The sequence below is a fragment of the Paraburkholderia diazotrophica genome (assembly GCF_038900755.1).
In the GTDB taxonomy this organism is placed as follows: Bacteria; Pseudomonadota; Gammaproteobacteria; order Burkholderiales; family Burkholderiaceae; genus Paraburkholderia; species Paraburkholderia diazotrophica_A.
The window spans coordinates 20,543-47,035 of sequence record NZ_JBBPEN010000011.1 but is presented as its reverse complement, the minus strand read 5'-3'; the positions used below and the strand labels follow the sequence as shown (position 1 = coordinate 47,035).

At 63.8% G+C, this 26,493-nt stretch carries 17 protein-coding genes and 1 tRNA gene; 8 read left to right on the top strand and 10 right to left on the bottom strand.

Annotated elements, in window-relative coordinates:
* Positions 1 to 101: 101 nt before the first annotated feature.
* Positions 102 to 1,514, bottom strand: coding sequence for a lactate utilization protein B (locus tag AABE10_RS28545; protein WP_342936560.1), 1,413 nt, complete (start codon positions 1,512 to 1,514; stop codon positions 102 to 104).
* A gap of 83 nt (positions 1,515 to 1,597) precedes the next feature.
* Positions 1,598 to 2,320 (bottom strand): (Fe-S)-binding protein, encoded by a 723-nt coding sequence (locus tag AABE10_RS28540; RefSeq protein ID WP_342936559.1) that lies wholly within the window; start codon positions 2,318 to 2,320, stop codon positions 1,598 to 1,600.
* Positions 2,321 to 2,519: 199 nt separating this feature from the next.
* Here AABE10_RS28540 and AABE10_RS28535 point away from each other — a divergent pair, with 199 nt between their 5' ends.
* Entirely contained in the window at positions 2,520 to 3,329 is an 810-nt protein-coding gene (locus AABE10_RS28535; protein WP_342936558.1) for an IclR family transcriptional regulator, read from the top strand.
* 156 nt (positions 3,330 to 3,485) lie between these two features.
* Here the strand turns inward: AABE10_RS28535 and pbpG are convergent, their stop codons facing one another.
* The gene (gene pbpG, locus AABE10_RS28530) at positions 3,486 to 4,652 is read right to left on the bottom strand and encodes a D-alanyl-D-alanine endopeptidase (RefSeq protein WP_342936557.1); all 1,167 of its coding nucleotides are present in this window, start codon (positions 4,650 to 4,652) and stop codon (positions 3,486 to 3,488) included.
* 764 nt (positions 4,653 to 5,416) lie between these two features.
* Here pbpG and AABE10_RS28525 point away from each other — a divergent pair.
* The gene (locus tag AABE10_RS28525) at positions 5,417 to 6,001 is read left to right on the top strand and encodes a phasin family protein (RefSeq protein WP_012400861.1); all 585 of its coding nucleotides are present in this window, start codon (positions 5,417 to 5,419) and stop codon (positions 5,999 to 6,001) included.
* A 400-nt stretch (positions 6,002 to 6,401) separates the two neighbouring features.
* Here AABE10_RS28525 and lpdA read toward each other — a convergent pair whose 3' ends face one another.
* From lpdA to aceE, 3 genes are all read right to left on the bottom strand, one after another.
* Complete coding sequence (gene lpdA / locus AABE10_RS28520; RefSeq protein ID WP_342936556.1) at positions 6,402 to 8,459, bottom strand: dihydrolipoyl dehydrogenase; 2,058 nt, start codon at positions 8,457 to 8,459, stop codon at positions 6,402 to 6,404.
* 178 nt (positions 8,460 to 8,637) lie between these two features.
* On the bottom strand, positions 8,638 to 10,302 hold the full coding sequence (gene aceF, locus AABE10_RS28515) for a dihydrolipoyllysine-residue acetyltransferase (protein WP_342936555.1): 1,665 nt from the start codon (positions 10,300 to 10,302) through the stop codon (positions 8,638 to 8,640).
* A gap of 85 nt (positions 10,303 to 10,387) precedes the next feature.
* Positions 10,388 to 13,087, bottom strand: a complete 2,700-nt coding sequence (gene aceE, locus AABE10_RS28510; protein ID WP_342936554.1) for a pyruvate dehydrogenase (acetyl-transferring), homodimeric type — start codon at positions 13,085 to 13,087, stop codon at positions 10,388 to 10,390.
* A 275-nt stretch (positions 13,088 to 13,362) separates the two neighbouring features.
* Between aceE and fixL the strand changes: the two genes are divergently transcribed.
* The 5 genes from fixL (at position 13,363) to folD (ending at position 20,632) form a co-directional block, all read left to right on the top strand.
* The gene (fixL, locus tag AABE10_RS28505) at positions 13,363 to 15,879 is read left to right on the top strand and encodes an oxygen sensor histidine kinase FixL (RefSeq protein WP_342936553.1); all 2,517 of its coding nucleotides are present in this window, start codon (positions 13,363 to 13,365) and stop codon (positions 15,877 to 15,879) included.
* Positions 15,876 to 16,520: an oxygen response regulator transcription factor FixJ gene (gene fixJ / locus AABE10_RS28500; protein ID WP_090864927.1), complete on the top strand. Its 645-nt coding sequence runs from the start codon at positions 15,876 to 15,878 to the stop codon at positions 16,518 to 16,520. Before fixL ends, fixJ begins: the two co-directional genes overlap by 4 nt.
* A gap of 488 nt (positions 16,521 to 17,008) precedes the next feature.
* On the top strand, positions 17,009 to 18,355 hold the full coding sequence (locus AABE10_RS28495; protein WP_428983404.1) for a DUF3300 domain-containing protein: 1,347 nt from the start codon (positions 17,009 to 17,011) through the stop codon (positions 18,353 to 18,355).
* A 74-nt stretch (positions 18,356 to 18,429) separates the two neighbouring features.
* Positions 18,430 to 19,428, top strand: a complete 999-nt coding sequence (locus AABE10_RS28490) for a DUF2950 domain-containing protein (protein ID WP_342936552.1) — start codon at positions 18,430 to 18,432, stop codon at positions 19,426 to 19,428.
* 346 nt (positions 19,429 to 19,774) lie between these two features.
* Positions 19,775 to 20,632 (top strand): bifunctional methylenetetrahydrofolate dehydrogenase/methenyltetrahydrofolate cyclohydrolase FolD, encoded by an 858-nt coding sequence (folD, locus tag AABE10_RS28485; RefSeq protein WP_342936551.1) that lies wholly within the window; start codon positions 19,775 to 19,777, stop codon positions 20,630 to 20,632.
* Positions 20,633 to 20,721: 89 nt separating this feature from the next.
* Here the strand turns inward: folD and AABE10_RS28480 are convergent, their stop codons facing one another.
* Positions 20,722 to 21,882, bottom strand: coding sequence for an acyltransferase (locus AABE10_RS28480; RefSeq protein ID WP_342936550.1), 1,161 nt, complete (start codon positions 21,880 to 21,882; stop codon positions 20,722 to 20,724).
* 424 nt (positions 21,883 to 22,306) lie between these two features.
* Here AABE10_RS28480 and AABE10_RS28475 point away from each other — a divergent pair, with 424 nt between their 5' ends.
* On the top strand, positions 22,307 to 24,421 hold the full coding sequence (locus AABE10_RS28475) for a M3 family metallopeptidase (RefSeq protein WP_342936549.1): 2,115 nt from the start codon (positions 22,307 to 22,309) through the stop codon (positions 24,419 to 24,421).
* 137 nt (positions 24,422 to 24,558) lie between these two features.
* Here the strand turns inward: AABE10_RS28475 and xth are convergent, their stop codons facing one another.
* The 3 genes from xth to AABE10_RS28460 all read right to left on the bottom strand — a co-directional run bounded on the left by xth (position 24,559) and on the right by AABE10_RS28460 (position 26,417).
* The gene (gene xth, locus AABE10_RS28470; RefSeq protein WP_342936548.1) at positions 24,559 to 25,335 is read right to left on the bottom strand and encodes an exodeoxyribonuclease III; all 777 of its coding nucleotides are present in this window, start codon (positions 25,333 to 25,335) and stop codon (positions 24,559 to 24,561) included.
* Positions 25,336 to 25,501: 166 nt separating this feature from the next.
* Positions 25,502 to 25,578: transfer RNA gene (locus AABE10_RS28465), tRNA-Met, on the bottom strand.
* A gap of 134 nt (positions 25,579 to 25,712) precedes the next feature.
* Complete coding sequence (locus AABE10_RS28460) at positions 25,713 to 26,417, bottom strand: aspartate/glutamate racemase family protein (protein ID WP_342936547.1); 705 nt, start codon at positions 26,415 to 26,417, stop codon at positions 25,713 to 25,715.
* Between the last annotated feature and the right edge of the window lie 76 nt (positions 26,418 to 26,493).

The following is a 26,493-nucleotide window of genomic DNA, read 5'->3' as shown; positions in this document are numbered from 1 at the left end:
ATATGCGGCCAAAGAACAAGAGGCTGCATCGCTCAGGCGATGCAGCCTCTTTCTGTTGATGCCCTTGACGGCAGCGATGCCATCGACAAGCGAGCAGCAGTCTATCCGATATGCGTCTTGCTCGCGGCATACAGCTCGCGGAACGTGCGTCCCACGGGCGCGGGCATTTCGCGCGTGTTCGTCCAGCCGCTGCCGAGCGGCAGCTTCGCGATCGACTTGCTGCCGCCGCCCATCCACTCCAGGATTCGCACGGCGAGCTTCGTGAAGAGTCCATAAGCCGTCGGGTGCATCGCGAGATAGCCCCAGACGGCGAGCCCGAACCGCTCCTGCCACGGCCGCAGATGACGCTCCATCTGCCGCTCGCGCAGCTTGCGCAGCAGGTCCGACAGTGGAATGCCGACGGGACACACGCTATTGCATTCGCCGCAGAGCGTCGCGGCCTGCGGCAGGTCGAGCGCCTTCTCGATGCCCACATAGCTCGGCGTCAGCACCGAGCCCATCGGCCCCGGATAGACCCAGCCGTACGTATGGCCGCCGACCTTCTGATACACCGGGCAATGGTTCATGCACGCGCCGCAACGGATACAGCGCAGCATCTCCTGAAAGTCGCCGCCGATCAGCCCGGTGCGCCCGCCGTCGACGAGCACCACGTACATATGCTCCGGCCCGTCCTGCTCGTCCGCGGCGCGCGGCCCCGTCAGCACGGAGAAGTAGTTCGAAATGTCCTGCCCCGTTGCCGAGCGCGGCAGCAGACGCATGGCCGTCGCGAGATCCTCGAGGGTCGGCAGCACTTTCTCGATGCCCGTCACCGCGACGTGCACGCGCGGCATCACCGTGCACATGCCCTCGTTGCCCTCATTCGTCACGAGCGCGACCGAGCCCGTTTCCGCGATTACGAAGTTGCCGCCCGTCACGCCCATGTCGGCCGTCATGAAATGCGGACGCAACATCTCGCGTGCTTCGCGCGTCATCTCGGGGATTTCGGTCAGGCGCGGCCGCTCGTGCGTCTTCGCGAACAGGTCGGCAATTTCGTCCTTGTCCTTGTGGACGACGGGCGCAATGATGTGGCTCGGCGGCTCGTTGTCGTTGATCTGCAGGATGTACTCGCCGAGATCGGTTTCGATCGACTGCACGCCCATCTGTCCGAGCACTTCGTTCAGGCGCATCTCCTCGGACACCATCGACTTCGTCTTGATCACCTTCTTCACGTCGTGCTTGCGCGCGATATCGGCGACGAGCTTCGCGGCGTCCTGCGTCGTCTCGGCGAACAGGACGTTGACGCCACGCCGCGTCGCCTCACGCTCGAACGTTTCGAGCCAGACATCGAGGTTCTCCAGTGCACGGTTGCGGCGCTCCTTGAGCGCGGCGCGCGTCGCCGGAAAATCGATCGCGGTCATCGCCGAAGCACGCGCCGACACGAATTTCGTCGACAGCTTGGTCAGATTTTGCTGAAGGCGCTGGTCCGCGAGCTTCTGGCCCGCGCGCGCCTTGAACTGCATCGTTTGGACTTGCATGACGGCCTTGGGGATCGGGTTATCGGTGTTGACTGCCAGTTGCTGACTTGCCGTTGACGGCATGGCTCCGGCCAGAACGTGGCTTAAGCGTCGCCCGCCAGCACCTGCGCGATGTGCAGAACGCGCGTGGTCGTATCACCTGTGCGGCGCAGGCGCCCTTCGATGTTCAGCATGCAGCCGAGGTCGCCCAGCACGACGGTATTCGCGCCGCTTGCCTGGATGTTGGCGCATTTCTCGTCGACGATCGCCGTCGAGATATCGCCGAACTTGAGCGCGAAAGTGCCGCCGAAGCCGCAGCAGTGCTCGCAGTTCTTCATCTCGGTTACGGCGACGCCCGCCTGCGCGAGCAGCGCGCGCGGCTGCTCCTTGACACCCAGTTCGCGCAGCCCCGAGCACGAATCGTGATACGTGACGGGCCCGCGGAAGTCTCCCGGGGTCAACTCGATCTTTGCGACAGTGGCGAGAAAATCGGTCAGCTCATAGACCTTCGGACGCAGGCGCGCGAAGCGGCCCATCAGCTCGGGGTCGTCCGCGAAAAGATCGCCGTAGTGCGTGCGGATCATCCCGCCGCACGACCCCGACGGCACGACCACATAATCGTACTGCTCGAACTCGCGCAGCGTCTTTTCGGCGAGATCGCGCGCAATGCCGCGATCGCCGGAGTTGTAGGCCGGCTGTCCGCAGCACGTTTGCGCCGGCGGCACGAAAACCTCAAACCCCGCGCGCTCGATAAGCTTGATCGCGGAAAAGCCGATTTCGGGGCGCATCAGATCGATCAGGCAGGTGACGAAAAAACCGACTCGCATGAGTGCTCCTCCGGGGAAACGTCCCTGATTATCCGCTGTTTGGCGCGCAATACCAACGCGTGACGGCCCCTACGCGCAATGAACCCGTCATGCGCCGCGCGCTGCCGCCAGTCGATACAGGTTCGACCGGCGTTCGCTTTTTTCACAATACGAGATACAATCGGTTTTCCGCTGTTTGACGCGTCAACCGTTTAGTCCTATGAGCGACACGAACCCGGACCCCAAAACCTCGATCCAGGTGATCGAGCGCATGATGCGCCTGCTGGACGCCCTCGCCGCGCACAGCGATCCCGTCAGTCTGAAGGAACTCGCGCAGCGCACCGATCTTCATCCCTCCACTGCCCATCGCATCCTGAACGACATGGTGACGTGCCGTCTCGTCGACCGTTCCGACCCGGGCACTTATCGCCTCGGCATGCGGCTGCTGGAACTCGGCAACCTCGTCAAAGCACGCCTGTCGGTGCGCGACGCCGCGCTAATGCCGATGCGCGAGCTGCACCGGTTGACGGGCCAGACCGTGAATCTGTCGGTGCGCCAGGGCGACGAGATCGTCTATATCGAACGCGCCTACTCCGAACGCTCTGGCATGCAGGTCGTGCGCGCGATCGGCGGCCGCGCGCCGCTGCATCTGACCTCCGTCGGCAAGCTCTTCCTCGCCGCCGACGAATCGACCCGCGTGCGCGCGTATGCGACGCGCACCGGCCTGTCCGGCCATACGCAGAACAGCATCACCGATCTCGCGAAACTCGAACGCGAGCTGTTGTACGTCCGCCAGCAAGCCTGTGCGCGCGACAACGAGGAGCTGGAACTGGGCGTGCGCTGCATCGCGGCGGGCATCTACGACGATACGGGCAAGCTGGTCGCGGGCCTGTCGCTTTCCGCGCCCGCCGACCGCCTGCAGGATTCGTGGCTCGGCCAGTTGAGCAAAACGGCGCTGGTGATTTCCGAATCGCTCGGCTATCACCCGCAGGAACAGCAGGCCGCTACGTCGCCCGCGCATTCCGCGTGACTTGCGTCTTGCCGCGTCATACGCTCGCAAACAAGCTCACAAGCAAGCCCATAAGCATGCCCATAAGCACGCTGCAAGCCGTTAGAACGGACGCAAGCGAAAAGCCCCGCTGATGCGGGGCTTTTTTGTTGTGTCTCGTCGGGATCAGGCTTGCGCTCAGGTGCCTGCGCCGTTGGCGTCCGCGCTCGTGATGCGCTGTTCGCCGCCGTTGTCGAGCCACGTTCGCAGACGCTGCGCGTCGGCGAAACGCGAGTACTTGCCCGACGAATCGAGCAGCACCAGGATCATCGGACGGTCGTGAATCGTCGCCTGCATCACGAGGCACTCGCCCGCTTCGTTGATGAAGCCCGTCTTCTGCAGGCCGATATCCCACGACGAATTGCGCACCAGCGCGTTCGTGCTGTTGTACGCGATCGTGCGCTTGCCCGTGTACACCTCGTAGCTGCGATCCGTCGAGAACTTGCGGATCATCGGATACTGATACGCGGCATTGACCATCTTCACGAGATCGCGCGCGCTCGCCACATTCTGGCTCGTCAGGCCCGTCGGATTCTCGAAGTGCGTATCGGTCATGCCGAGCGCCTTCGCTTTCGCGTTCATCGCCGCCATGAAAGCGGGACGGCCGCCCGGGAAATAGCGCGACAGCGCGGCTGCGGCGCGGTTCTCCGACGCCATCAGCGCGATGTGCAACATGTCTTCGCGCGAGAGCACCGAGCCGACGGACAGACGCGAGCCTGTGTTCTTCTCGTAGTCGCGGTCTTCGTCCGTGACTTCGATCTGCTCGGTCATCGGCGCCTTCGAATCGAGCACGACCATCGCCGTCATCAGCTTCGTGATCGACGCGATGGGCACGACGGCGCGCGAGTTCTTGTCGAACAGCGTCTCCGACGTATTCTGGTCGACCACATAAGCGACGCTCGAGCGCAGCATCAGCGCATCGGGCGTTTCGTGCAGCCCGAACGCCGTGCCGACGGACGGCTGACGCGGCTCGAACGCGACGCGGCGAACGGCCGTGTGATGCCGGCCGTTCATCGTGTACGCGACACGGCGCTTCTTCGAAACGGGACGGGATTCTTCGTCGTTGGCAACAGCCGCCGCCTTCACTGCTTTCGACGACCGGCTGGAGACCTTCTCGGCAGACGCCTTTCTGGACGCCTTCTTGCCAGCTTTCGCAGCTTTGGCGGGAGCCGTGGTGGACGCGGCGAACGCGTCGACGGGTGCGGCAAAAGCCGCTGCGATGACCACCGAGGCAGCCACCGACAGAGCGGTGCTGAGCGCCGCGCCGTGCATCACTTTCAGTGACGAAAACATGTCGGTTTTCATTGGTGTTCTGATTGGAGCGGCGAGAGAGTTTTCGCCAGTGTAGTAAAACAGTTAAAAATTAGCAATATTAAGCACTTATCCACCTTCCTTAAACCAAGTTGTCAGGCCTTGTTAAGAAAGACAATAAGCCACGGTGTGTCATCGAAAAAACCAATGACACGCCGGCATGTCGCCACTGCCTTGCCACTGAACGGGACTCACTCGATCAGCATATCGGCATATTCGACAGAAACTTGATCAGGGGAAGTACGGTCGCGTACGGTAGAGAATCGATCCGACTCGCAAACGTCCCGGAACGTCACCATCCGCAACCGATGCGCGTTCCGCAGACACCGCAAGCCGCCGGCTTTTAAGCGATTACTGGAAACAGCACATCGCGCGTTCGACCGGAATGGAGTTTTAACGTTCCGCTACGGTTTTCGGTTTACCTGAGAATTTTACCTTTTCGACCAAAAATGCGCCGCTGGCTTGTCGCCGCCTTTCACGGCTTGGGAGAGCGCGTATTTTGCGGCACCACATCAGTGCAAACCCTAGTGTGCGGGCGCTTCACCGCAATGTCATAAACGCTACATAACCTACTGTTTTAACAGCAGTTTCCATGCGTTGTGCGTTGCACAAAATAGTTCTTGACTTCCATCGGCGCCGTCCTAAAATGGGAACCGTTGCTGCGACGCACAACGCACTGCGGACCAGCGAACTCATCCGATCTGCAGTTAACCCAACTCGGTCCGCAATAGACGGGCCGGTAATCCAGGAGCGTAAACATGACTCTGCTGACCCCTGAGCAATTCGCCGCAGCGCAGAAGGCAAACCTCGAAACCCTGTTCGGCCTGACCTCGAAGGCATTTGAAGGCGTCGAAAAGCTGGTCGAGCTGAATCTGCAAGTCGTCAAGTCGACGATCGCGGAAAGCCAGGAAAACGCACAACGCGCGCTGTCAGTGAAGGACGCGCAAGAACTGCTCGCGCTGCAAGCGGGCCTGACGCAGCCGGTGGCAGAAAAGGTTCTGTCGTATGGCCGTCACCTGTACGAAATCGCATCGGCTACGCAAGCGGAATTCGCACGTGTCGCTGAAGCTCAATACGAAGAGCAGAACAAGAAGGTGCAAGCGCTCGTCGAGAACGTCGCGAAGAACGCACCGGCTGGTTCGGAAACGGCTGTCGCCGTGATCAAGTCGGCCATCACCGCTGCTAACACGACGTACGAAACGGTTCACAAGGCAACGAAGCAAGCTGTCGAAATCGCTGAAAGCAACTTCAACGCGGCTGCAACGGCTGCATCGAAGGCCGCTTCGCAAGCTGCTGCTCAGGCTTCGCGTACGGCAGCATCGGCCAAGAAGGCTGCTGTCTGAGAATCAACGAAACGGTTTCAACGGATCGGGCCTCACCCGCGCCTGACGGATGCTCCGGCATCCGTCGAGGCGCAGCCGCGAGAAACACTGTCGAAGTGACTGGCGGAACGGAATGGCGCCGCACGGTCAATGCTTCGGCGACCGGGCGGCCAGACGCTCCGATACGTTAAACAGCGTATCGTTTCCCCGGCTCAGGCCGGGATTTTTTTGTCCGCTCGCTGAGCGTTCGCTTTGCCATCTGCGTCATCGTGCGTTTCGTGCAAGATGCGACCGCGCGACGGCGGCAATCGCGACGCCAACGCGACGCCATGAAAAACGGCGCGCCCCTCGAAAGAGGGACGCGCCGTTGTCACATGCGCCGATCGCGAAAGCGGCGTGACGAGTTCACGCCGCGTGCCGCTCACTTCTTCTTTTGCGGCGGCAGATCCGTACAGACGCCTTCATACAATTCGGCGGCCATGCCGATCGATTCGCCGAGCGTCGGATGCGGATGGATCGTCTTGCCGATATCCGTTGCATCCGCGCCCATTTCGATCGCGAGACACACTTCGCTGATCAGATCGCCCGCGTTCAGACCGACGATGCCGCCGCCGATCACGCGATGCGTCTCTTCGTCGAAGATCAGCTTCGTGAAGCCTTCGTCGCGGCCATTGGCGATCGCTCGGCCCGACGCGGCCCACGGGAACACCGCCTTGCCGTACTTGATGCCTTCGGCCTTGCACTGGTCTTCCGTCTTGCCTGCCCAGGCCACTTCCGGATCGGTGTAGGCCACCGACGGAATCTGCAACGCGTCGAAGTACGCCTTCTCGCCGCGCGCCGCTTCCGCCGCGACGTGGCCTTCATGCACGGCCTTGTGCGCGAGCATCGGCTGGCCGACGATATCGCCGATCGCGAAGATGTGCGGCACGTTCGTGCGCTGCTGCTTGTCGACTTCGATGAAGCCGCGATCCGTCACGGCCACGCCCGCCTTGTCCGCGCCGATCTTCTTGCCGTTCGGGCTGCGGCCCACGGCGACGAGCACCAGGTCGTAGCGCTGCGGCTCGGCAGGCGCCTTCTCGCCTTCGAACGACACGTAGATGCCGTCGGCCTTCGCTTCGGCGGCCGTGGTCTTCGTCTTGAGCATCACATTGGCGAAACGCTTGCTGTTGAACCTCTCCCAGACCTTCACCAGATCGCGGTCCGCGCCCAGCATCAGGCCGTCGAGCATTTCGACGACGTCGATCTGCGCGCCGAGCGTCGCATAAACCGTCGCCATTTCCAGCCCGATGATGCCGCCGCCGATCACGAGCATGCGCTTCGGAATCTGGCGCAGTTCGAGCGCGCCCGTCGAATCGACGACGCGCGGATCTTCCGGAATGAACGGCAGCTTCACGGCCTGCGAACCGGCCGCGATGATCGCCTGCTTGAAGCGCACGACCTTCTTGCCGCTCTCGCCCTGCACTTCCATATGATGCGGATCGACGAACGTGCCGACGCCCGTGACGACTTCGACCTTGCGCGCCTTCGCCATGCCGGCGAGACCGCCCGTCAGCTTCTTGACGACGCCCGACTTGAAGTCGCGCAGCTTGTCGAGATCGATCTGCGGCTTGCCGAACGAGATGCCGTGCGATGCGAGCTCTTCCGCTTCATCGATGACGAGCGCCGTGTGCAACAGTGCCTTCGACGGAATGCAGCCGACATTCAGGCACACGCCGCCGAGCGTCGGGTAGCGCTCGACGAGCACCGTCTTCATGCCGAGGTCGGCCGAGCGGAACGCGGCCGAGTAACCGCCGGGACCCGCGCCGAGCACGAGCATGTCGCACTCGATATCCGCCGAGCCGGAATAGCTGCCTGCTTGCGGCGCAGGCGCAGCGGCGGGAGCCGATGCTGCAGCCGGTGCAGGCGCCGCCGCCTTCGGTGCAGCCGCAGGAGCGCCCGCGCCTTCGAGCAGCACGAGCACGGTTCCTTCGGACACGGTATCGCCGACCTTTACCTTCACTTCCTTGACCACGCCAGCCGCGGGGCTCGGCACGTCCATCGTCGCCTTGTCCGATTCGAGCGTGACGAGCGACTGCTCCTTCTCGACGCGGTCGCCGGCCCTCACAGCGATCTCGATGACGGGCACGTCCTTGTAGTCGCCGATATCCGGCACCTTGATTTCCTGCACGCCGCCGCCTGCCGTCGAAGCAGCAGCAGGCGCAGGTGCGGCCTTCTCCGGTTCCTTGCCGGCTTTCGCTTCGCCGGACGTTTCGACGACGGCGATGACGGTGCCCTGCGAGACCTTGTCGCCGGCCTTGATGCGGACTTCCTTGACGGAGCCGGCCGTGTCGCTCGGCACTTCCATCGATGCCTTATCCGATTCGAGCGTCAACAGCGACTGCTCTTTTTCGATCGTGTCACCCGGCTTGATATTGACTTCGATGACATCGACGTCCTTGAAATCGCCGATGTCCGGCACCTTCACTTCGACGAGACTCATAGTGTCCCCTTCTCTTATTGACCGTGTTGAAAGAAGGCCGCCAAAACGCCGAACCCGCGACACGAAGCGCAGGCCCGATGCCGTCCGCCAGCAAGGCGGGACGGCAACGCAGATCCAGCGAACGCGCCTGAACGAACGCATCGACGCGAGGTTCAGGCGACGGCCATCACATCAACAATCAAAGAATCACACGCCGGAAATCGGCAAGAATCGACCCGAGATACGCATTGAAGCGCGCGGCTTCCGCACCGTCGATCACCCGATGGTCATACGACAGCGACAGCGGCAGCGTCAGGCGCGGCACGAACTGCTTGCCGTCCCAGACCGGCTTCATCGCGCTGCGCGACAGGCCCAGGATCGCGACTTCAGGCGCATTGATGATCGGCGTGAAGTGCGTGCCGCCGATGCCACCGAGCGACGAAATCGAGAAGCAGCCACCTTGCATCTGGTCGGGCTTGAGCTTGCCCTCGCGAGCGAGCTTCGACAGCTCCGACATCTCCTTCGCGATATCGACGAGACCCTTCTTGTCCGCATCGCGGATCACGGGCACGACGAGACCGTTCGGCGTATCGGCGGCGAACCCGACGTGGTAGTACTGCTTGAACACCAGGTTGTCGCCGTCGAGGCTCGCATTGAACGTCGGGAACTTCTTGAGCGCCGCGACGACGGCCTTGATCACGAACGCGAGCATCGTGAATTTCACGCCCGCCTTTTCGTGCTCCTTGTTCAGTTGGACGCGCAGCGCTTCGAGGTCGGTGATGTCTGCTTCGTCGTTGTTCGTGACGTGCGGAATCATCACCCAGTTGCGGTGCAGGTTCGCGCCGGAAATCTTCTTGATGCGCGACAGCGGCTTCGGATCGATCGGGCCGAACTTCGTGAAGTCGATCTTCGGCCACGGCAGCAGGCCGAGCTCGCCGCCGCCCGCCGCAGCCGGCGCGGCAGCCGCAGCGGGCGCCGCGCGCTGGCCCGTCATGACGCCCTTGACGAACGCGGTGACGTCGTCCTGCGTAATGCGTCCCTTCGGACCCGTGCCTTGCACGCGCGACACATCGACGCCCAGTTCGCGCGCGAACTTGCGCACCGACGGCGACGCATGGCTCGCGCGATACGCGCCGCCTTCGCCTGCGGGAATGACGGGCGCCTGCGCGAGCGCGGACGGTTGAGCGGGAGCCGGCGACGGCGCGACGGGCGCGTCCGATGGCGCTTCTTCGCGCTTCGCGGCAGCGGGCGCGGGAGCCGGCGCAGCGACGGCGCCCTCGGCTTCGAGCAGCACGATCAGCGTGCCTTCGGACACGTTGTCGCCAACCTTGACCTTCACTTCCTTGACGACGCCGGCGGCCGGGCTCGGCACATCCATCGTCGCCTTGTCCGATTCGAGCGTGACGAGCGACTGCTCCTTTTCGACGCGGTCGCCGACCTTCACGGCGACTTCGATCACGGGCACGTCCTTGTAGTCGCCGATGTCCGGCACCTTGATTTCCTGCACGCCGCCGCCCTTCGATGCGGCAGCGGGAGCGGGAGCCGGTGCAGCGGCGGAAGCCGGTGCAGGCGCGGGTGCGGCCGCTCCATTGCCTTGCGCGGGCTTCGCGGCAGCCGCGCCGCCTTCGCCGTCGAGCAGCACGATCAGCGTGCCTTCCGACACCGTATCGCCAAGCTTGACCTTCACTTCCTTCACCGTGCCCGACGCCGGGCTCGGCACATCCATCGTCGCCTTGTCGGATTCCAGCGTGACGAGCGACTGCTCTTTCTCGACGGTATCACCCGCCTTCACCAGCACCTCGATTACAGGAATGTCCTTGTAATCGCCGATGTCCGGTACCTTGACTTCGATCGCTTGGCTCATTGTTTTCTGTCTCCAGGGCCGCGCGCACCTCGGCCGCCCGCTTCGGGCGACGAGGTGCGCGTCAGGGGCTCGCGGGGGCGATGCCTTAGACGGTCATCGGGTTGGGTTTGGACGGATCGAGGTTGTACTTCTTCAGCGCGTCGGCCACGACCTTGCGCTCGATCGTACCCTCATCGGCCAGCGCGTTCAGCGCAGCAACCGTAGTCCAGTAGCGGTCGACTTCGAAGAAGTGACGCAGCTTCTCGCGCGTGTCCGAACGGCCGAAGCCGTCGGTGCCCAGCACGACGAAGCGTTGCGGCACGAATGCGCGGATCTGCTCGACGAGCGCGCGGACATAGTCGGTCGAGGCAACGACGGGGCCCTTCGCGTCCTTCAGCAGCGTCTCGACGTGCGACAACTTCTTTTCAGCCAGCGGGTTCAGCAGGTTCTGACGCTGCACTTCGTGGCCTTCGCGAGCGAGCTCCGTGAAGCTCGGCACGCTCCACAGGTCGGCCTCGACGCCCCAGTCGTTCTTCAGCAGGTCGGCGGCGGCGATAACTTCATTGAAGATCGTGCCCGCGCCCATCAGCTGCACGCGCGGCGCCTTCGCGTTGTCCGCGCCCTTGCGGAACGCGTACATGCCCTTGATGATGTCCTTCGCCACGCTCTCGCCCTGCGGAATCGCCGGGTGCTCGTAGTTCTCGTTCATCACCGTGACGTAATAGAACACGTCTTCCTGCTCCTGCACCATGCGGCGCAGACCGTCCTGCATGATGACGGCGAGTTCGTAGCCGAACGTCGGGTCATAGCTGATGCAGTTCGGCACGGATGCCGCCCACAGCAGCGAGTGGCCGTCTTCGTGTTGCAGGCCTTCGCCGTTGAGTGTCGTGCGGCCTGCCGTGCCGCCCAGCAGGAAGCCGCGCGAACGCATGTCGCCCGCCGCCCACGCCAGATCGCCGATGCGCTGGAAGCCGAACATCGAGTAGAAGATGTAGAACGGGATCATGATCTCGCCGTGCGTCGAGTACGACGTCGCCGCTGCGATCCAGTCCGACATGCCGCCCGCTTCGTTGATGCCTTCCTGCAGGATCTGGCCGGTTTCCGATTCCTTGTAGAACATCAGCTGGTCGGAATCTTCCGGCACGTACTTCTGCCCATCCTGATTCCAGATGCCGATCTGGCGGAAGAGACCCTCCATGCCGAACGTACGCGACTCGTCCGGCACGATGGGCACGACGCGCTTGCCGATCGCCTTGTCCTTCAACAGGATGTTGAGGATGCGAACGAACGCCATCGTCGTCGAAATCTCGCGGCCTTCTCCCGTGCCCTTCAGGAGCGGCTCGAATGCGTCGAGCGCCGGGACGGGCAGCGATTCCGCCTTCTGGCGGCGCGCCGGCAGATACCCGCCCAGTTCCTGGCGGCGGGCGCGCATGTATTCGAGTTCCTTCGAGCCTTCCTCGAACGTGAGGTACGGCACGTGCGCGATCTCCTCGTCCGAGACGGGCAGACGGAACTGGTCGCGGAAGTGCTTGAGCGCCTCCACCTGCATCTTCTTCTGCTGGTGGGTGATGTTCATCGCCTGGCCGGCTTCGCCCATGCCGTAGCCCTTGATCGTCTTCGCGAGGATCACGGTCGGCTGGCCCTTCTTCTGCGTCGCGGCGTGGAATGCCGCGTAGATCTTGTGCGGATCGTGACCGCCGCGGTTCAGGTTCCAGATGTCATCGTCGGACCAGTCGGCGACGAGCGCCTTCAGTTCAGGCGTGTTGAAGAAGTGCTCGCGGACAAACGCGCCCGACTCCGACTTGTACGTCTGGTATTCGCCGTCGACGACTTCCATCATCCGGCGCATCAGCGCGCCCGACTTGTCGCGTGCGAAGAGCGCGTCCCAGCGGCTGCCCCAGATCACCTTGATGACGTTCCAGCCCGCGCCGCGGAATTCGCTTTCCAGTTCCTGGATGATCTTGCCGTTGCCGCGCACGGGACCGTCGAGGCGTTGCAGGTTGCAGTTGATCACGAACACGAGGTTGTCGAGACGCTCGCGGCCGGCCATGCCGATGGCGCCGAGCGATTCGGGCTCATCCGTTTCGCCGTCGCCGAGGAACGCCCACACCTTGCGGCCGTCCGTCTTCGCGATGCCGCGCGCCTCCAGGTACTTCATGAAGCGCGCCTGGTAGATCGCCATGATCGGGCCGAGACCCATCGACACCGTCGGGAACTGCCAGAAGTCGGGCATCAGCCACGGGTGCGGATACGACGAGATGCCCTCGCCGCCCACTTCCTGGCGGAAATTGTCGAGCTGCTTGTCGGACAGGCGGCCCAGCAGGAACGCGCGCGAGTAGACGCCCGGCGACGAGTGGCCCTGGACGAACACGAGGTCGCCGCCGTGATCTTTGGACGGCGCGTGCCAGAAGTGGTTGAAGCCGACGTCGTACAGCGTCGCAGCCGACGCGAACGATGCGATATGGCCGCCGACGTTGGTTTCCTTGCCGGCGCGCAGCACCATCGCCATCGCGTTCCAGCGCGTGTACGAGCGGATGCGGTGCTCGATGTCCTGGTCGCCGGGGATCTTCGCCTGGTTCGCGACGGGAATCGTGTTGATGTACGGGGTGTTGGCGGAGAACGGCAGATGCTCGCCATGCACGCGCGCAAATTCGATCTGCTTCTCGATGAGGTAGTGCGCGCGGTCGGGACCGACAGCAGAAATCACGCCATCTAGCGCTTCGAGCCATTCGGCGGTTTCTTGCGGGTCGCCATCGTCTTTGGCATTGGCGACGTACTTCATGACTTCGTCGGGTACAGCGGACATGCTCGTCTCCTGGATATGGGGAACGCACTGTGAACAGGCGGCGCGGACGAACGTCGACCGCGGCAGCTTCCGGCCGATTGTAATAAGGCCCACAACGCCTACGCAAGGAAATTTTCAGATTACGAGAGCGTTTCTCATAATGCGGAAAATTGTTGCGGCGCACCCTGGTTTGACTGCCCATCAGCGAGTACGTCGGCTAGTTTGCGCCGAATTGCGCGACTTTCATCGCTTTTTTGCGGCAATTGCGTGTCAGCCGCTGCGCTACAATGCGAGCCATGTTGACCGATCGGCTTTTCGCACGCTCGGCGCGCTCCGCCGGTTCGTCGGCGGACTCGTCGCCCTCTCGCTGGCACCACGGACCCTGGTGGTCGAACTCCTATTTGCTGACGCCGCTCCTGTCGATCCTCGTTTTCCTGGTCGTCATGAGCCTGATTTTGTGGAGCCTGAACCGGCGCGAACAGCAGCAGCAGGAAGACACGCTTTACCGCAATGTCGCGTGGGCGCAGCAGCAGATCCGGCTGTCGATGACGGGCGCGCAGGAGCAGTTGCAGGCGCTGTCGCGCGATCTCGTCTCCGGTCACGCAGACCCGCATTCCTTCCAGGTGTCGACGGCCGACATCATGCAGGGGCATCCCGAGATCCTCTACATGAACTGGTACACGAGCGCGCAGCAGCCGCGCTGGCCGAACAATGCGCTGCCCGGCCTGGGCCAGCGTCTCGCCAAGCCGAATGACCAGCAGATGGACGAGGCCGTCAAGGCCGCGTTCGCCGAAGCGCGCAACACGCGCCGCCAGGTCTATTCGCCGCTGATGTACGACGATGTCGGCAACGGCTACATCACGTTGCAAACCCCCGTCTATCGCGACCGCGAGTTCCTTGGCACGGTCGCCGCCGTGTTCTCGATCGAAGGGATACTGAAGCGCGACATCCCGCCCGAGCTGTCGGCGAAGTACAAGATCTCGATCATCGACATCAACAACCGCGAACTGGCCACGACGTCGACGCGCCCGCGCCTGCCGCGCGACGCGTACTACGACCTGCCGCTCGATCCGCCCGGACAAGGCGTGTCGGTGCGCGTCTACGCGTATCCGCAGATGACCAACTTCACGAACAACACGCTCGTGTGGCTGGTCGCGGGGCTGTCGTGCTTCGTGCTGTGGAGTCTGTGGAGCCTGTGGAAGCACACGCGCCAGCGCTTCGAGGCGCAGCAGGCGCTGTACGCCGAAGCGTTCTTCAGGCGTGCGATGGAAAACTCCGTGCTGATCGGCATGCGCGTGCTCGACATGCACGGCCGGATCACGCACGTGAATCCCGCGTTCTGCCGGATGACGGGCTGGGACGAAAGCGATCTCGTCGGCAAGAACGCGCCGTTCCCGTACTGGCCGCGCGATTCGTACCCGGAGATGCAGCGGCAGCTCGACATGACGCTGCGCGGCAAGGCGCCCTCTTCCGGCTTCGAGTTGCGCGTGCGCCGCAAGGACGGGTCGCTCTTCCACGCGCGGCTGTACGTATCGCCGCTGATCGACAGTTCGGGACGGCAAACGGGCTGGATGTCGTCGATGACGGACATCACGGAGCCGAAGCGCGCGCGCGAAGAACTCGCCGCCGCGCACGAACGCTTCACGACGGTGCTCGAAAGCCTCGATGCCGCCGTCTCCGTGCTCGCCGCCGACGAAGCCGAACTGCTGTTCGCGAACCGCTATTACCGGCATCTGTTCGGCATCCGTCCCGACGGTCATCTCGAACTCGCGGGCGGCGGCAGCTTCGACAGCTCCGCTGCGTCGTCGGACTCGATCGACATGGTCGACGCGTTCGCGGGCCTGCCAGCCGCCGCGCTCACCGAAAGCACGGCCGACGCGCAGGAAGTCTACGTGCAAGGCATCCAGAAATGGTTCGAAGTGCGCCGGCAGTACATCCAGTGGGTCGACGGCCACCTCGCGCAGATGCAGATCGCAACCGACATCACGACGCGCAAGCAGGCGCAGGAACTCGCGCGCCAGCAGGACGAAAAGCTGCAATTCACGAGCCGCCTGATGACGATGGGCGAAATGGCATCGTCGCTTGCGCACGAGCTGAACCAGCCTCTCGCGGCCATCAATAACTATTGCTCTGGAACCGTGGCGCTGGTTAAATCTGGTCGGACAACTCCCGACAACCTGTTACCAGTGCTCGAAAAGACCGCGCAGCAGGCGGTTCGGGCCGGCATGATCATCAAGCGCATCCGCGAATTCGTGAAACGCAGCGAACCGAAACGACAGGCCACCCGCGTCGCCGACATCGTCGCCGACGCCGTGGGTCTTGCCGAGATCGAAGCGCGCAAGCGCCGCATCCGCATCGTGACGGACATGCGCTCGCGCCTGCCCGTCATCTATGTCGATCCAGTGCTGATCGAGCAGGTGCTCGTGAACCTGCTGAAAAACGCCGCGGAAGCGATGCACGACGCGCGGCCCGATGCCGTCGACCCTGTCATTCGCGTGGTCGTGCGGCTCGACTCCGGCTTCGTGTGCATCAGCGTCGTCGACCAGGGTCCGGGCGTCGACGAAGCCACGGCCGAGCGTCTCTTCGAACCGTTTTACAGCACCAAGTCCGATGGCATGGGCATGGGGCTGAACATTTGCCGTTCGATCATCGAATCGCATCGCGGACGCCTGTGGGTGGTGAACAACGTCGAGTCCGACGGCCACATCACGGGCGCCACTTTCCATTGCAGTCTGCCTATTGGAGAGCCTGACGGCCCGAGCAACGGCGGGTCCGAGGCGCCGACACCACAAACCGTTACGGGAGAGCTATGAACACCCCAGTTACCACACAGGAAACCGTGTTTGTCGTCGATGACGACGAAGCGGTGCGAGATTCGCTGCGCTGGCTGCTGGAGGCGAACGGCTATCGCGTTCAATGCTTCTCCGCCGCGGAGCAGTTCCTCGACGCATGGCAGCCGCATCAGCATCCCGGCCAGATCGCGTGCCTGATTCTCGACGTGCGGATGTCGGGCATGAGCGGCCTCGAATTGCAGGAGCGCCTGATCGCCGACAACACGTTGCTGCCCATCATCTTCGTGACGGGTCACGGCGACGTGCCGATGGCCGTGTCGACGATGAAGAAAGGCGCGATGGACTTCATCGAAAAGCCGTTCGACGAAGCCGAACTGCGCAAGCTCGTCGAGCGCATGCTCGACAAGGCGCGCAGCGAAAGCACCAGCGTCCAGCAGCAGCGCGCCGCCGCCGAGCGCCTCGGCAAGCTCACGGCGCGCGAGCATCAGGTGCTCGAGCGGATCATCGCGGGCCGCCTGAACAAGCAGATCGCCGACGATCTCGGCATCAGCATCAAGACGGTCGAAGCGCACCGCGCAAACATCATGGAAAAGCTCAACGTGAACACGGTGGCCGACCTGCTGCGTCTCGCGTTGTCTAACAAGCCGCAGCAGGCGCAATAGCCCCTGCGCGGCGTGCGGGCGTCATCATGTGATGACGGCCTCGCAGTTCGGCGCCCTCGCCCGCTCTTCGCTGGATCTTGCGCGGGCGTCCGAAGCATCGTTGATCGCATCATGCGGCGCTGCATTCGCGGCGCCCTTCGTCGACTCCCCTCTTTACCCCGCCCTCGCGCATCTCGGCCGTCTCGCATTTCGCGCGCGACGCCGCTTTTCGTTAGACATCCAGACTAAATCGCAGCGCGCAACGAGCCGCGTTTTGACGCGTCATCCTCGCTCTGTTGCAGTTTCCGTCATCAACGCCGCTGCGATGCGCGCGACATACATCGCTCACATCGCCGGTTCACATCGCGCTTGCGCCCGCACCTCACTTCTATTATCAGTCGATTTACACCGTCGTTCCCCCATTCGCTCCATTGCCACAACACGCGTTGCGGCACGTCGGATTCGACCGACACCCGCGGCGCTCACAACGCAGCAAGGAGGTTCTCACCGTGAATCGATACGAACGCTACCGGCCCCGCACATGGCTGCTTTGCGCCGCGCTTGCGGGCATGCCGCTCGCTGCGGGCAGCGTGGCACCCGTTGACGCCATCGCGCAGACACCCGCGAAGATCTCGAGCCAGCAACTCGATTCGCTGACGGCGCCCATCGCCCTCTACCCGGATGCGCTGCTCGCACAGGTGCTGATGGCATCGACCTTTCCGCAGGACGTCGATGCGGCCGCCGCGTGGTCGAAGTCGAACACGCAGTACAAGGGCGACGATGCCGTCAAGGCCGTCGCATCGGAACCATGGGACCCGAGCGTGCAATCGCTCGTCGCGTTCCCGCAGGTGCTCGCGACGATGGCCTCGAAGCCCGACTGGGTCACGCAGCTCGGCAACGCATTTCTCGCGCAGCCGAACGACGTGATGGACTCCGTGCAGCGGCTGCGCAAGCAGGCGCAATCGGCAGGCAATCTGAAGACGACCGAGCAGCAGAAGGTGATCGTCGAGCAGAACACGATCCAGATCCAGCCGGCCAATCCGCAAGTGGTCTACGTGCCGACGTACAACCCGACCGTCGTCTACGGCGCGTGGCCCTATCCCGCCTATCCGCCCGTGTATGTGCCGCCCCCTCCCGGCTACGCGATCGCGTCGGGCTTCGCGGCAGGGCTTGCGTTCGGCGCGGGCGTGGCCGTCGTCAATTCGCTGTGGGGCGGATTCAACTGGAACAACCATGACGTCAACATCAACGTCAATCGTTACAACAACGTCAACGTCAACAACCGGATCAATTCGAACACTGCGACGTCGAACTGGAACCGCAACGCGAACGTCAACCGCAACAACGCGAACTTCAATCGCAACAACGCCAACATCAACAACAACCTCGCCGCGCAGCGCGATCAATATCGCGGACGCGACGCATCGCGCGCGCAGGCACAGCAGACGCTGCAGAACCGCACCGGCCAGAACCTGAGCGGCAACGCGAGCCAGCGCGTGCAGAACATCCATCAAGGCGGCGCGAACGCGGGCGAGATCCGTAACAGCGCGCAAAACCTGAACCGCGACAACGCATTGCGCGGCGCCGGCGATGGCGCGGGCTCGCGTCAGGATTTGCAGCGCGGACAGGCAAGCCGTCAGTCGCTCGCGAGCAACGGTGGCGCGAGCAATCGTGTCGGCGCGGGCGGAGGCGGTCAGCAGTTCGGCGGCGGCGAGGCGGGAGGCGGCCGGCTCGGGGCCGGCGGCGCAGGACAGGCAGGCGGCGGCTTCAGCGGAGGCGGCGGCGCAGGCAGGGGCGGAGGCGGTTTTGGCGGCGGTGCGGGCGGTGGCGGCGGACGCCAGTTCCATCGCCGCTGAGCGAACGATCAAGAACAGTCACGAGCAATCGCAACCCGTCGCGAACGATCACGAATGATCGACAGGAGGCACACATGATCCGCATTTCGACCCGCCGCGCACCGCGCGCGCTGCTTTGCGCGCGTGAGATTGCGCAGCGCGCTGCCGTTTCACAGGTTCCATCCGGTTCAACCGTCTCGCCGTTTGCGCGCACATCGAACGCGCTCGCGGCCGTCGTCGCCGTGACGCTGTGCGCCGCTGCGCAAACTGCCGCTGCGCAAGCCGTCTATCCGACGCCCGACGCGGCCGCCAGCGCGTTTGCCGACGCGCTCGCGACGAACGATCATCCGGCGATGGAGAAAGTGCTCGGCAAGAACTACGGCCGCTACATCCCGACGACCAACATCGGCGAGGACGACATCTATGCGTTCCTCGGGCAATGGGCGGACGGTCATCAGATCGTCGACGATCCGGCGCCGCGCCGCGGCCGCAAGAGCGTGCATCTGGCCGTCGGCAACGACGGCTGGACGCTGCCGATTCCGATCGTGCAGAGCGCGCGCGGCTGGCAGTTCGATACGCCCGCCGCCACCGACGAGATGCTCACGCGCCGCATCGGCCGCAACGAGCGCGCGGCGATACTCACATCGCTCGCCTACGTCGATGCGCAAAACGACTATCGAAGCCAGATGCAGCACTACGCGCAGAAGTTCATCAGCTCGCCCGGCCAGCGCGACGGACTCTACTGGGCCACCGCGCCCGGCGAGCCCGAAAGCCCGCTCGGGCCGCTCGCCGCGACGATGCCGCATCAGGTCGCGCCGGGCGAAGCGTACAACGGCTATCACTACCGCATCCTCACGTCGCAAGGCGCGAACGCCGAGGGCGGCGCGCAGAACTACGTGCAGGATGGCGCGCTGTCGAAAGGCTTCGGCCTCGTCGCGTGGCCGGCGGAATACGGCAAGACAGGCGTGATGAGCTTCATCGTCAACCAGAGCGGGCAGGTCTACGAGAAGAATCTCGGCGCGCAGACGTCGCGCGCGGCGAGCGCGATCACGTCGTTCAATCCCGATTCGTCGTGGACGGCGACGCAGCCCTGAACCCGCATTGAACGTAGTTCGAACGCACATCGAAATCTTCCCGACGACCGCGTGTCGCACTGGCCGCTTGACCCGGCGGCGGCCAGTGCGCTGATCCACGAAGCCAACCGATCCCATCCCCGACGGTATAATGTCGAACTTCGCTGCGGCGCGGTTTTCGCGCCGTGCGCTTTTCGGCACGCGACCTGTTCCTGCCTCCGAGCGCCATCCGTGCGATTCGCGACGGCCGCGCGAGAGCGCATGTCGCGAACGCGCGCGCAGCACGCGCTGCATGCGCGGCAACGTGATCACCCGCCCCGCGCCTGCCCGTCCCGCCCGCATTCCGAACACCGTATCTCGACCGACCATGACAGCCAAACTGATCGACGGCATCGCCCTTTCCAAGACCCTGCGCGCCGGCGTCGCCACACGCGCCGCCGCCCTCACCGCCCGCGGACATCAGCCCGGTCTTGCCGTCGTGCTCGTCGGCGACAATCCCGCCAGCGAGGTCTACGTCCGCAACAAGGTGAAAGCCTGCGAGGACAACGGACTCTTCTCGTCTTACGACCGCTATCCCGCGAGCATGACGGAAGCGGACCTGCTCGCGCGCATCGACGAACTCAACCGCGATCCGAAGATTCACGGCATTCTCGTGCAACTGCCGCTGCCCGCGCATATCGACAGCCACAAGGTGATCGAAGCGATTGCGCCCGAGAAGGACGTCGACGGCTTTCACATCGCGAACGCAGGCGCGCTGATGACGGGCAAGCCGCTCTTTCGCCCGTGCACGCCGTATGGCGTGATGAAGATGTTCGAAGCGTACGGCATCGAATTGAATGGCGCGAACGCCGTCGTGATCGGGCGCTCGAACATCGTCGGCAAGCCGATGGCGCTGCTGCTGCTCCAGGCGAACGCGACAGTGACGGTTTGCCACAGCAAGACGCGCGATATCGCCGCGTACACCCGCCATGCCGATATCGTCGTGGTCGCGACGGGCCTGCGCAACACATTGACCGCAGACATGGTGAAGCCCGGCGCAACCGTGATCGACGTCGGCATGAATCGCGACGACCTCGGCAAGCTGTGCGGCGACGTCGACTTCGCGAGCGTCAAGGAAGTGGCCGGCCATATCACGCCGGTGCCGGGCGGCGTTGGCCCGATGACGATCACGATGCTGCTCGTCAATACGATCGAAGCCGCCGAGCGCGCGGCAGGCAAGGCCTGAACGGGCCTCGCGACAAACGCCCTCTTTCGTCGAATCGCGCCGATCGCCAAAGCCATCCGCGCGCGTGCTCTCAGCGGATCAACGCATCATCAGAAAGGCGGCCAGCGGACGGTCAGATCCGCTGCCGTCGTCGGCGAGCTTTCGGCCGTCGCGTTGCGCTCGCGTTTGCGGGCCGCGCTGCGTGCGAGCCACGCGCGGCACCCGTTCATCGCGGGCCGCTCGATCCAGCGCGACGACAGCGCCGCGCACGCAACGATAAACGGCGCGCTGACCACTATCGACAGCAGTGGCGGCATGCGCGGCGCGAGGGCCGCCACGCACTGCTGCACCATGAACCCATACAGATAGATCGCGTACGAATAGTCGTGGCGCGGCACCCAGCGGCGCAACGCCGGTGTCACGCTCACCCACAGCAGTCCGTAGACGAACGCGAGATAGAACAGCGCTTGCGCGCCCGCCGTATCGCGAAACACGAGATACACCAGCATCAGTCCCAGCGCGGCCAGACCGTTGATGTTGACGTGCTCGCGCCATCCATACAGCAGCATGCCGAGAAAGAAGAACGGCTCGGGGAAGAACGAATAGCCGCCCGCCTTCTCCGCGAAATCGCGCCAGCCTATATGCAACTCCGCGACGTTCACGCGAAGCGAGAACGCGGCCGCCGCGAGCAGCACGGCGATCAGGCTGCCCTTGCGCGTCGACAGCAGACCGAACACACCCGTGACCAGCACGAGCAGATAGCAGCGCACTTCGAGCGGCAACGTCCATAGCGGCGCGCACACATCGCGTGCGAAGCGGTTGTGCTCGAACACGCCCGGCAGCGTCCAGCCGCGCTTCATGATGAGCGTCGAGAAATAGTCGAGATTGCGCCACGTGACGCCCGACGAAAAGTAGTCGTGCGGTGTGAGCGTCGTGAAGATCGGCCCGACGATAAAGATCGCCGCCAGCGACGCGCCGACCAGCGCCGGCAGCAGACGCGCAAGACGCAACGCGATGAAGCGCGGCACCGAGCGTTGCCTGTCGAAGCTCGCGCTGACCAGCAGTCCGCTCAGCAGAAAGAACGCGTACACGCCGAGACTGCCCGCGCCGTCGAATCCCAGCGCGGACGCAACGCCGTCGGTCGCGGCCGTCCTCTGGACGACGTAGGCATGGCAATAGACGACGGCGCACGCGGCGACCAGTCGCACGAGATCGAAGTTGTTGGCGTCGCGAGCGAGGGCGCGCGAAAGAGTGCTCGAAGGCGGAGTCATCGGGATGCTACCTGCTGCGAAGCGGCCGCCGCGCAACGGCGAGCGGCAATTGAAGGATGCGCAAATCGGCGAACGGGGCGCGAACGACGGGTACGCGCGGGACACATGCGAGACACACACGAAACGCGCGCGCCGACCGTCCAACGATGCGCGAAAATCCCTGTTGCGACCGTTCGCTTGCCCACTTTCCCGTTCTGGTACAAATATGCGTGAGCCCGCCGCTTCTGCGCGCGGCCGGCAGTTCTGATAATTTGTGCTGCAATCGATCGATCCCGGCTGGAAATGGCGAATGGCGCCCCAATATGCTCCACAGGACGCCAGACGGCGGCCCGCGCGCGTGCGGGCCGCGCCCTGTGCGCCGCTCCGTTTCGGGCCCGGCTGACGTCATCCGGGCCTCCACTCAACGCGTCAGACAGGAAGCAACATGTCCACATCCCAATCGACATCCGACAATCCGCTCCTCGATTTCTCCGATCTGCCGCGCTTTGGCGAGATCCGCCCCGAACACGTGACGCCCGCCCTCGATGTGCTACTCGCGGACGCGAACGCCGCCGTCGAACGCGCGAGCGAGCCGTCGACGCCCGCGTCGTGGGCCGACGTCGTCGAGCCCGTCGAACGCGCGACGGAACCGCTGTCACGCGCATGGGGCGTGATCGGCCATCTGAACGCCGTCGCCGATACGCCCGAACTACGCGCCGTCTATGGCGAGAACCTGCCGCGCGTCACCGAGTTCTGGTCGAGCGTCGGACAGAATCTCGCGCTGTACGAGAAGTACAAGTCGATTGCCGCCGCCAGCGATTTCGAATCGCTGACGGGCGAGCGCAAGAAGATCCTTAACAACGCGCTGCGTGACTTCCGCCTGTCGGGCGCCGAACTGCCCGAAGACCAGAAGCCGCGTTTCGCGGAATTGCAGGAACGTCAGGCCGCGCTGTCGAAGGCATTTTCGGATCACGTGCTCGACGCAACCAATGCCTATGCGTATGTCGCCGAAAGCCAGGATGAACTGGCGGGACTGCCCGAAGACGTGATCGCAGCCGCCCGCGAAGCGGCCGAGCGCGAGGGCAAAAGCGGCTGGAAGTTCACGCTGCATTTCCCGTCGTACTTCCCGGTGATGCAGTACTCCGAAAACCGCGCGATGCGCGAGACGATGTACCGCGCCTACGTCACGCGCGCATCGGAGCTCGGGCCGCAATACGGCAAGGGCAATGCGGACTGGGACAACACCGCGAACATCGCCGAAAACCTGAAGCTGCGCGAAGAAGAAGCGCATATGCTCGGCTACAAAAACTTCGCTGAAGTGTCGCTCGCGCCGAAGATGGCCGAGTCGCCCGAGCAGGTAATGACGTTCCTCGAAGACCTCGCGACACGCGCGCGTCCGCACGCCGAGCACGACTGGCAGGAGTTGCGCGAGTTCGCCGCGAGCGAACTGGGACTCGGCGAATTGCAGCCGTGGGATGTCGCGTTCGCTGCCGAGCGTCTGCGTCAGAAGCGCTACTCGTTCTCCGAAAACGAAGTGAAGCAATACTTCCCGGAAGACACGGTGCTCAAGGGTCTGTTCAAGGTCACGGAGACGCTCTTCGGCGTGAAGATCCGCCGCGACGAAGCGGCCACGTGGCATCCGGACGTGCGCTTCTTCCGCGTCGAGAATCAGGACGGCGGCCTCGTCGCGCAGTTCTATCTCGACCTGTACGCGCGCGAAGGCAAGCGCGGCGGCGCATGGATGGACGATGCGCGCTCGCGGCGCAAGCCCGTCGACGGCGCGGTGCAGACGCCCGTCGCGTATCTGACGTGCAACTTCTCGGCGCCCGTCGGCGGCAAGCCCGCGTGCTTCACGCACGACGAAGTGATCACCCTCTTCCACGAGTTCGGGCACGGGCTGCATCACATGCTGACGCGCGTCGACGAACTGGGCGTGTCGGGCATCAACGGCGTCGAATGGGATGCCGTCGAGCTGCCGTCGCAGTTCATGGAGAACTTCTGCTGGGAGTGGGACGTGCTGAGCGATATGACTTCGCACGTCGATACGGCGAAGCCGCTGCCGCGTGATCTGTTCGACAAGATGCTCGCCGCGAAGAACTTCCAGAGCGGCCTGGGCACGTTGCGTCAGATCGTGTTCTCGATGTTCGACATGAAGCTGCACGTCGACTTCGACACGTCCGGTGCGAAGAGCGCGAACGATCTCGCGCGCGAAATGAACGAGCGCTTCCATGTGATTCCGCAGGCTGCGTTCTCGCGCTGGCCGAATACGTTCAGCCATATCTTCGCGGGCGGCTATGCGGCGGGCTACTACAGCTACAAGTGGGCTGAAGTGCTGTCCGCCGATGCGTATGCGGCATTCGAAGAAGCGGCACAGTCGGGCACCGGCAGCGTGCTCGACGCGGCAACTGGCACGCGGTATCGCAAGGAGATTCTCGAAGTGGGCGGCAGCCGTCCCGCGATGGACTCGTTCAAGGCGTTCCGCGGCCGGGAGCCGAACATCGACGCGCTGCTGCGTCACAACGGCATGGCGCCTGACGCGGTGCCTGGTTCAACGCATTGATGTCGAGGCGGATACGGGCGCGCAGCCGGCGCGCCCGCGCGTAGCGCTTCAATTCGGGCTCGCGAGTTCTGCTGCAATGCTGCTGCAAGAGAGGCGGGTTCGGGATGACTGGACCCGCTTTTTATTCGCGCATGCGCTTATTCTGTCAGCGCGATGACGGGCGCGTGATCCGAAGGCTGATCCCACTTGCGCGGCGTCTTGTCGACGTCGCAATGCGTGCAGCTCGCCGCGAGCGGCTTCGACAGCAAAATATGGTCGATGCGCAGACCCGCGTTGCGGCGGAATGCGAGCATCCGGTAGTCCCACCACGTGAAGGTTTTCTCGGGCTGCTCGAAGAGCCGGAACGAATCGACGAGGCCGAGTTCGATGAGACGCTGGAACTGCGCGCGCTCTTCCGGCGACACGAGGTTCTGCCCTTCCCACGCCTTCGGATCATGCACGTCGCGGTCTTCCGGCGCGATGTTGTAATCGCCGAGCAGCGCGAGCTTCGGATACTGCGCCAGTTCGCCCGCGATCCAGTCGTGCAGCGCGTCGAGCCAGCGCAGCTTGTACGCGAATTTGTCGGTGCCCGGCGCCTGGCCGTTCGGGAAGTAAGCGGAGATCACGCGCACGCCGTCGATGGTCGCGGCGATCACGCGCTGCTGCGGATCATCGAAGCCGGGAATGTTGCGCACGATGTGGCTTTCATCGACGTTCACGCCGTCGCGCACCAGAATGCCGACGCCGTTATAGGTCTTCTGTCCCGCGAACCAGCTGCGGTAGCCCTTTGCTTCGAGTTCGGCGCGCGGAAATTTTTCGTCGGGCAGCTTAAGTTCCTGAAGACACAGCACGTCGGTCTGGCTGAGTTCGAGCCAGTCGATCACATGCTGCTGACGAACCTTCAGGGAGTTCACGTTCCACGTGGCTAATTTCATCGCTCGTTCTCGTTGTCTCGGGTGCTGGACGGAATCTTACCGCGATCGCGCAGCGCGGCTGCGTGCGGCAACGTGCGCAAATAAAAAAGCAAAAGCCCGCAACGCTTGCGGCGATGCGGGCTTCGAACGCTTTGGCCGTGTGGAGCAGGACACGATGCCATGAAACTGGTTGCGGGGACAGGATTTGAACCTGTGACCTTCGGGTTATGAGCCCGACGAGCTGCCAGACTGCTCCACCCCGCGTCAGAGGAAGCGAATTGTACTGACACCTGTGGCACACGTCAAACACTTGAGCGAATTTTTTTAGCTGCCTTCTGTTTGAGGCCGGCGACGCTCGTGCATCAGGGACTCACTGCATGGGACTCACAGAAGGGGGCTCACTGCCGGTCCTCTTCGATCGCCCAGTCGACGGCTCTTTGCGCATGCAGCGCCGTCGTATCGAAGACGGGCAGCGCGGAGTCTTCCTGTTTGATCAGCAGCGTGATCTCCGTGCAGCCGAGAATGACGGCCTGCGCACCGCGCGCTTTCAAGTCGTCGATTACGCTCCGGTAGATCTCGCGCGAGTGCGGCTCGATCACGCCATGACAGAGCTCGTCATAGATGATCCGGTGCACGTTCGCGCGGCCCTCGTCATCGGGGACCAGCGTATCGAGCCCGAAGCGCTCGCGCAGACGCCCGGCGTAAAACGTCTGCTCCATCGTATAGCGCGTGCCGAGCAAGCCGACACGCTCGACACCCGCCGCGCGCAGCGCTTCGCCCGTCGGATCGGCGATGTGCAGGAAAGGCACCGTGATCGCCGCCTCGATCGCTTCGTACACGCGGTGCATCGTGTTCGTCGCGAGCAGCACGAGATCGGCGCCGCCGCGTTCCAGTTGCCGAGCGGCATCGGCCATCTGCATACCGAGCGCATGCCAGTCGCCCGCGCGCTGATTCGCTTCGACGGGCGCGAAATCGACGGTCAGCATCAGGCTGCGCGCGTTGTGATGGCCGCCGAGGCGCGCCTTTGCGTGACGGTTCATCAGCCGGTAGTACTCGGCCGACGATTCCCAGCTCATCCCGCCGATCACGCCTATCGTCTTCATGTCGCTTCGTGCCCGTTCATGTTGGTTGTGTCCCGTCGCCAAGTATAGGACGGCGGCGCACGCGCGAGCGGTACGG

Bases quoted from the DNA above. Each gene is read 5' to 3' on its own strand.
- AABE10_RS28545 (WP_342936560.1), bottom strand. From the start codon at position 1,514: ATGCAAGTCCAAACGATGCAGTTCAAGGCGCGCGCGGGCCAGAAGCTC.
- AABE10_RS28540 (WP_342936559.1), bottom strand. From the start codon at position 2,320: ATGCGAGTCGGTTTTTTCGTCACCTGCCTGATCGATCTGATGCGCCCC.
- AABE10_RS28535 (WP_342936558.1), top strand. From the start codon at position 2,520: ATGAGCGACACGAACCCGGACCCCAAAACCTCGATCCAGGTGATCGAG.
- pbpG (WP_342936557.1), bottom strand. From the start codon at position 4,652: ATGAAAACCGACATGTTTTCGTCACTGAAAGTGATGCACGGCGCGGCG.
- AABE10_RS28525 (WP_012400861.1), top strand. From the start codon at position 5,417: ATGACTCTGCTGACCCCTGAGCAATTCGCCGCAGCGCAGAAGGCAAAC.
- lpdA (WP_342936556.1), bottom strand. From the start codon at position 8,459: ATGAGTCTCGTCGAAGTGAAGGTGCCGGACATCGGCGATTTCAAGGAC.
- aceF (WP_342936555.1), bottom strand. From the start codon at position 10,302: ATGAGCCAAGCGATCGAAGTCAAGGTACCGGACATCGGCGATTACAAG.
- aceE (WP_342936554.1), bottom strand. From the start codon at position 13,087: ATGTCCGCTGTACCCGACGAAGTCATGAAGTACGTCGCCAATGCCAAA.
- fixL (WP_342936553.1), top strand. From the start codon at position 13,363: ATGTTGACCGATCGGCTTTTCGCACGCTCGGCGCGCTCCGCCGGTTCG.
- fixJ (WP_090864927.1), top strand. From the start codon at position 15,876: ATGAACACCCCAGTTACCACACAGGAAACCGTGTTTGTCGTCGATGAC.
- AABE10_RS28490 (WP_342936552.1), top strand. From the start codon at position 18,430: ATGATCCGCATTTCGACCCGCCGCGCACCGCGCGCGCTGCTTTGCGCG.
- folD (WP_342936551.1), top strand. From the start codon at position 19,775: ATGACAGCCAAACTGATCGACGGCATCGCCCTTTCCAAGACCCTGCGC.
- AABE10_RS28480 (WP_342936550.1), bottom strand. From the start codon at position 21,882: ATGACTCCGCCTTCGAGCACTCTTTCGCGCGCCCTCGCTCGCGACGCC.
- AABE10_RS28475 (WP_342936549.1), top strand. From the start codon at position 22,307: ATGTCCACATCCCAATCGACATCCGACAATCCGCTCCTCGATTTCTCC.
- xth (WP_342936548.1), bottom strand. From the start codon at position 25,335: ATGAAATTAGCCACGTGGAACGTGAACTCCCTGAAGGTTCGTCAGCAG.
- AABE10_RS28460 (WP_342936547.1), bottom strand. From the start codon at position 26,417: ATGAAGACGATAGGCGTGATCGGCGGGATGAGCTGGGAATCGTCGGCC.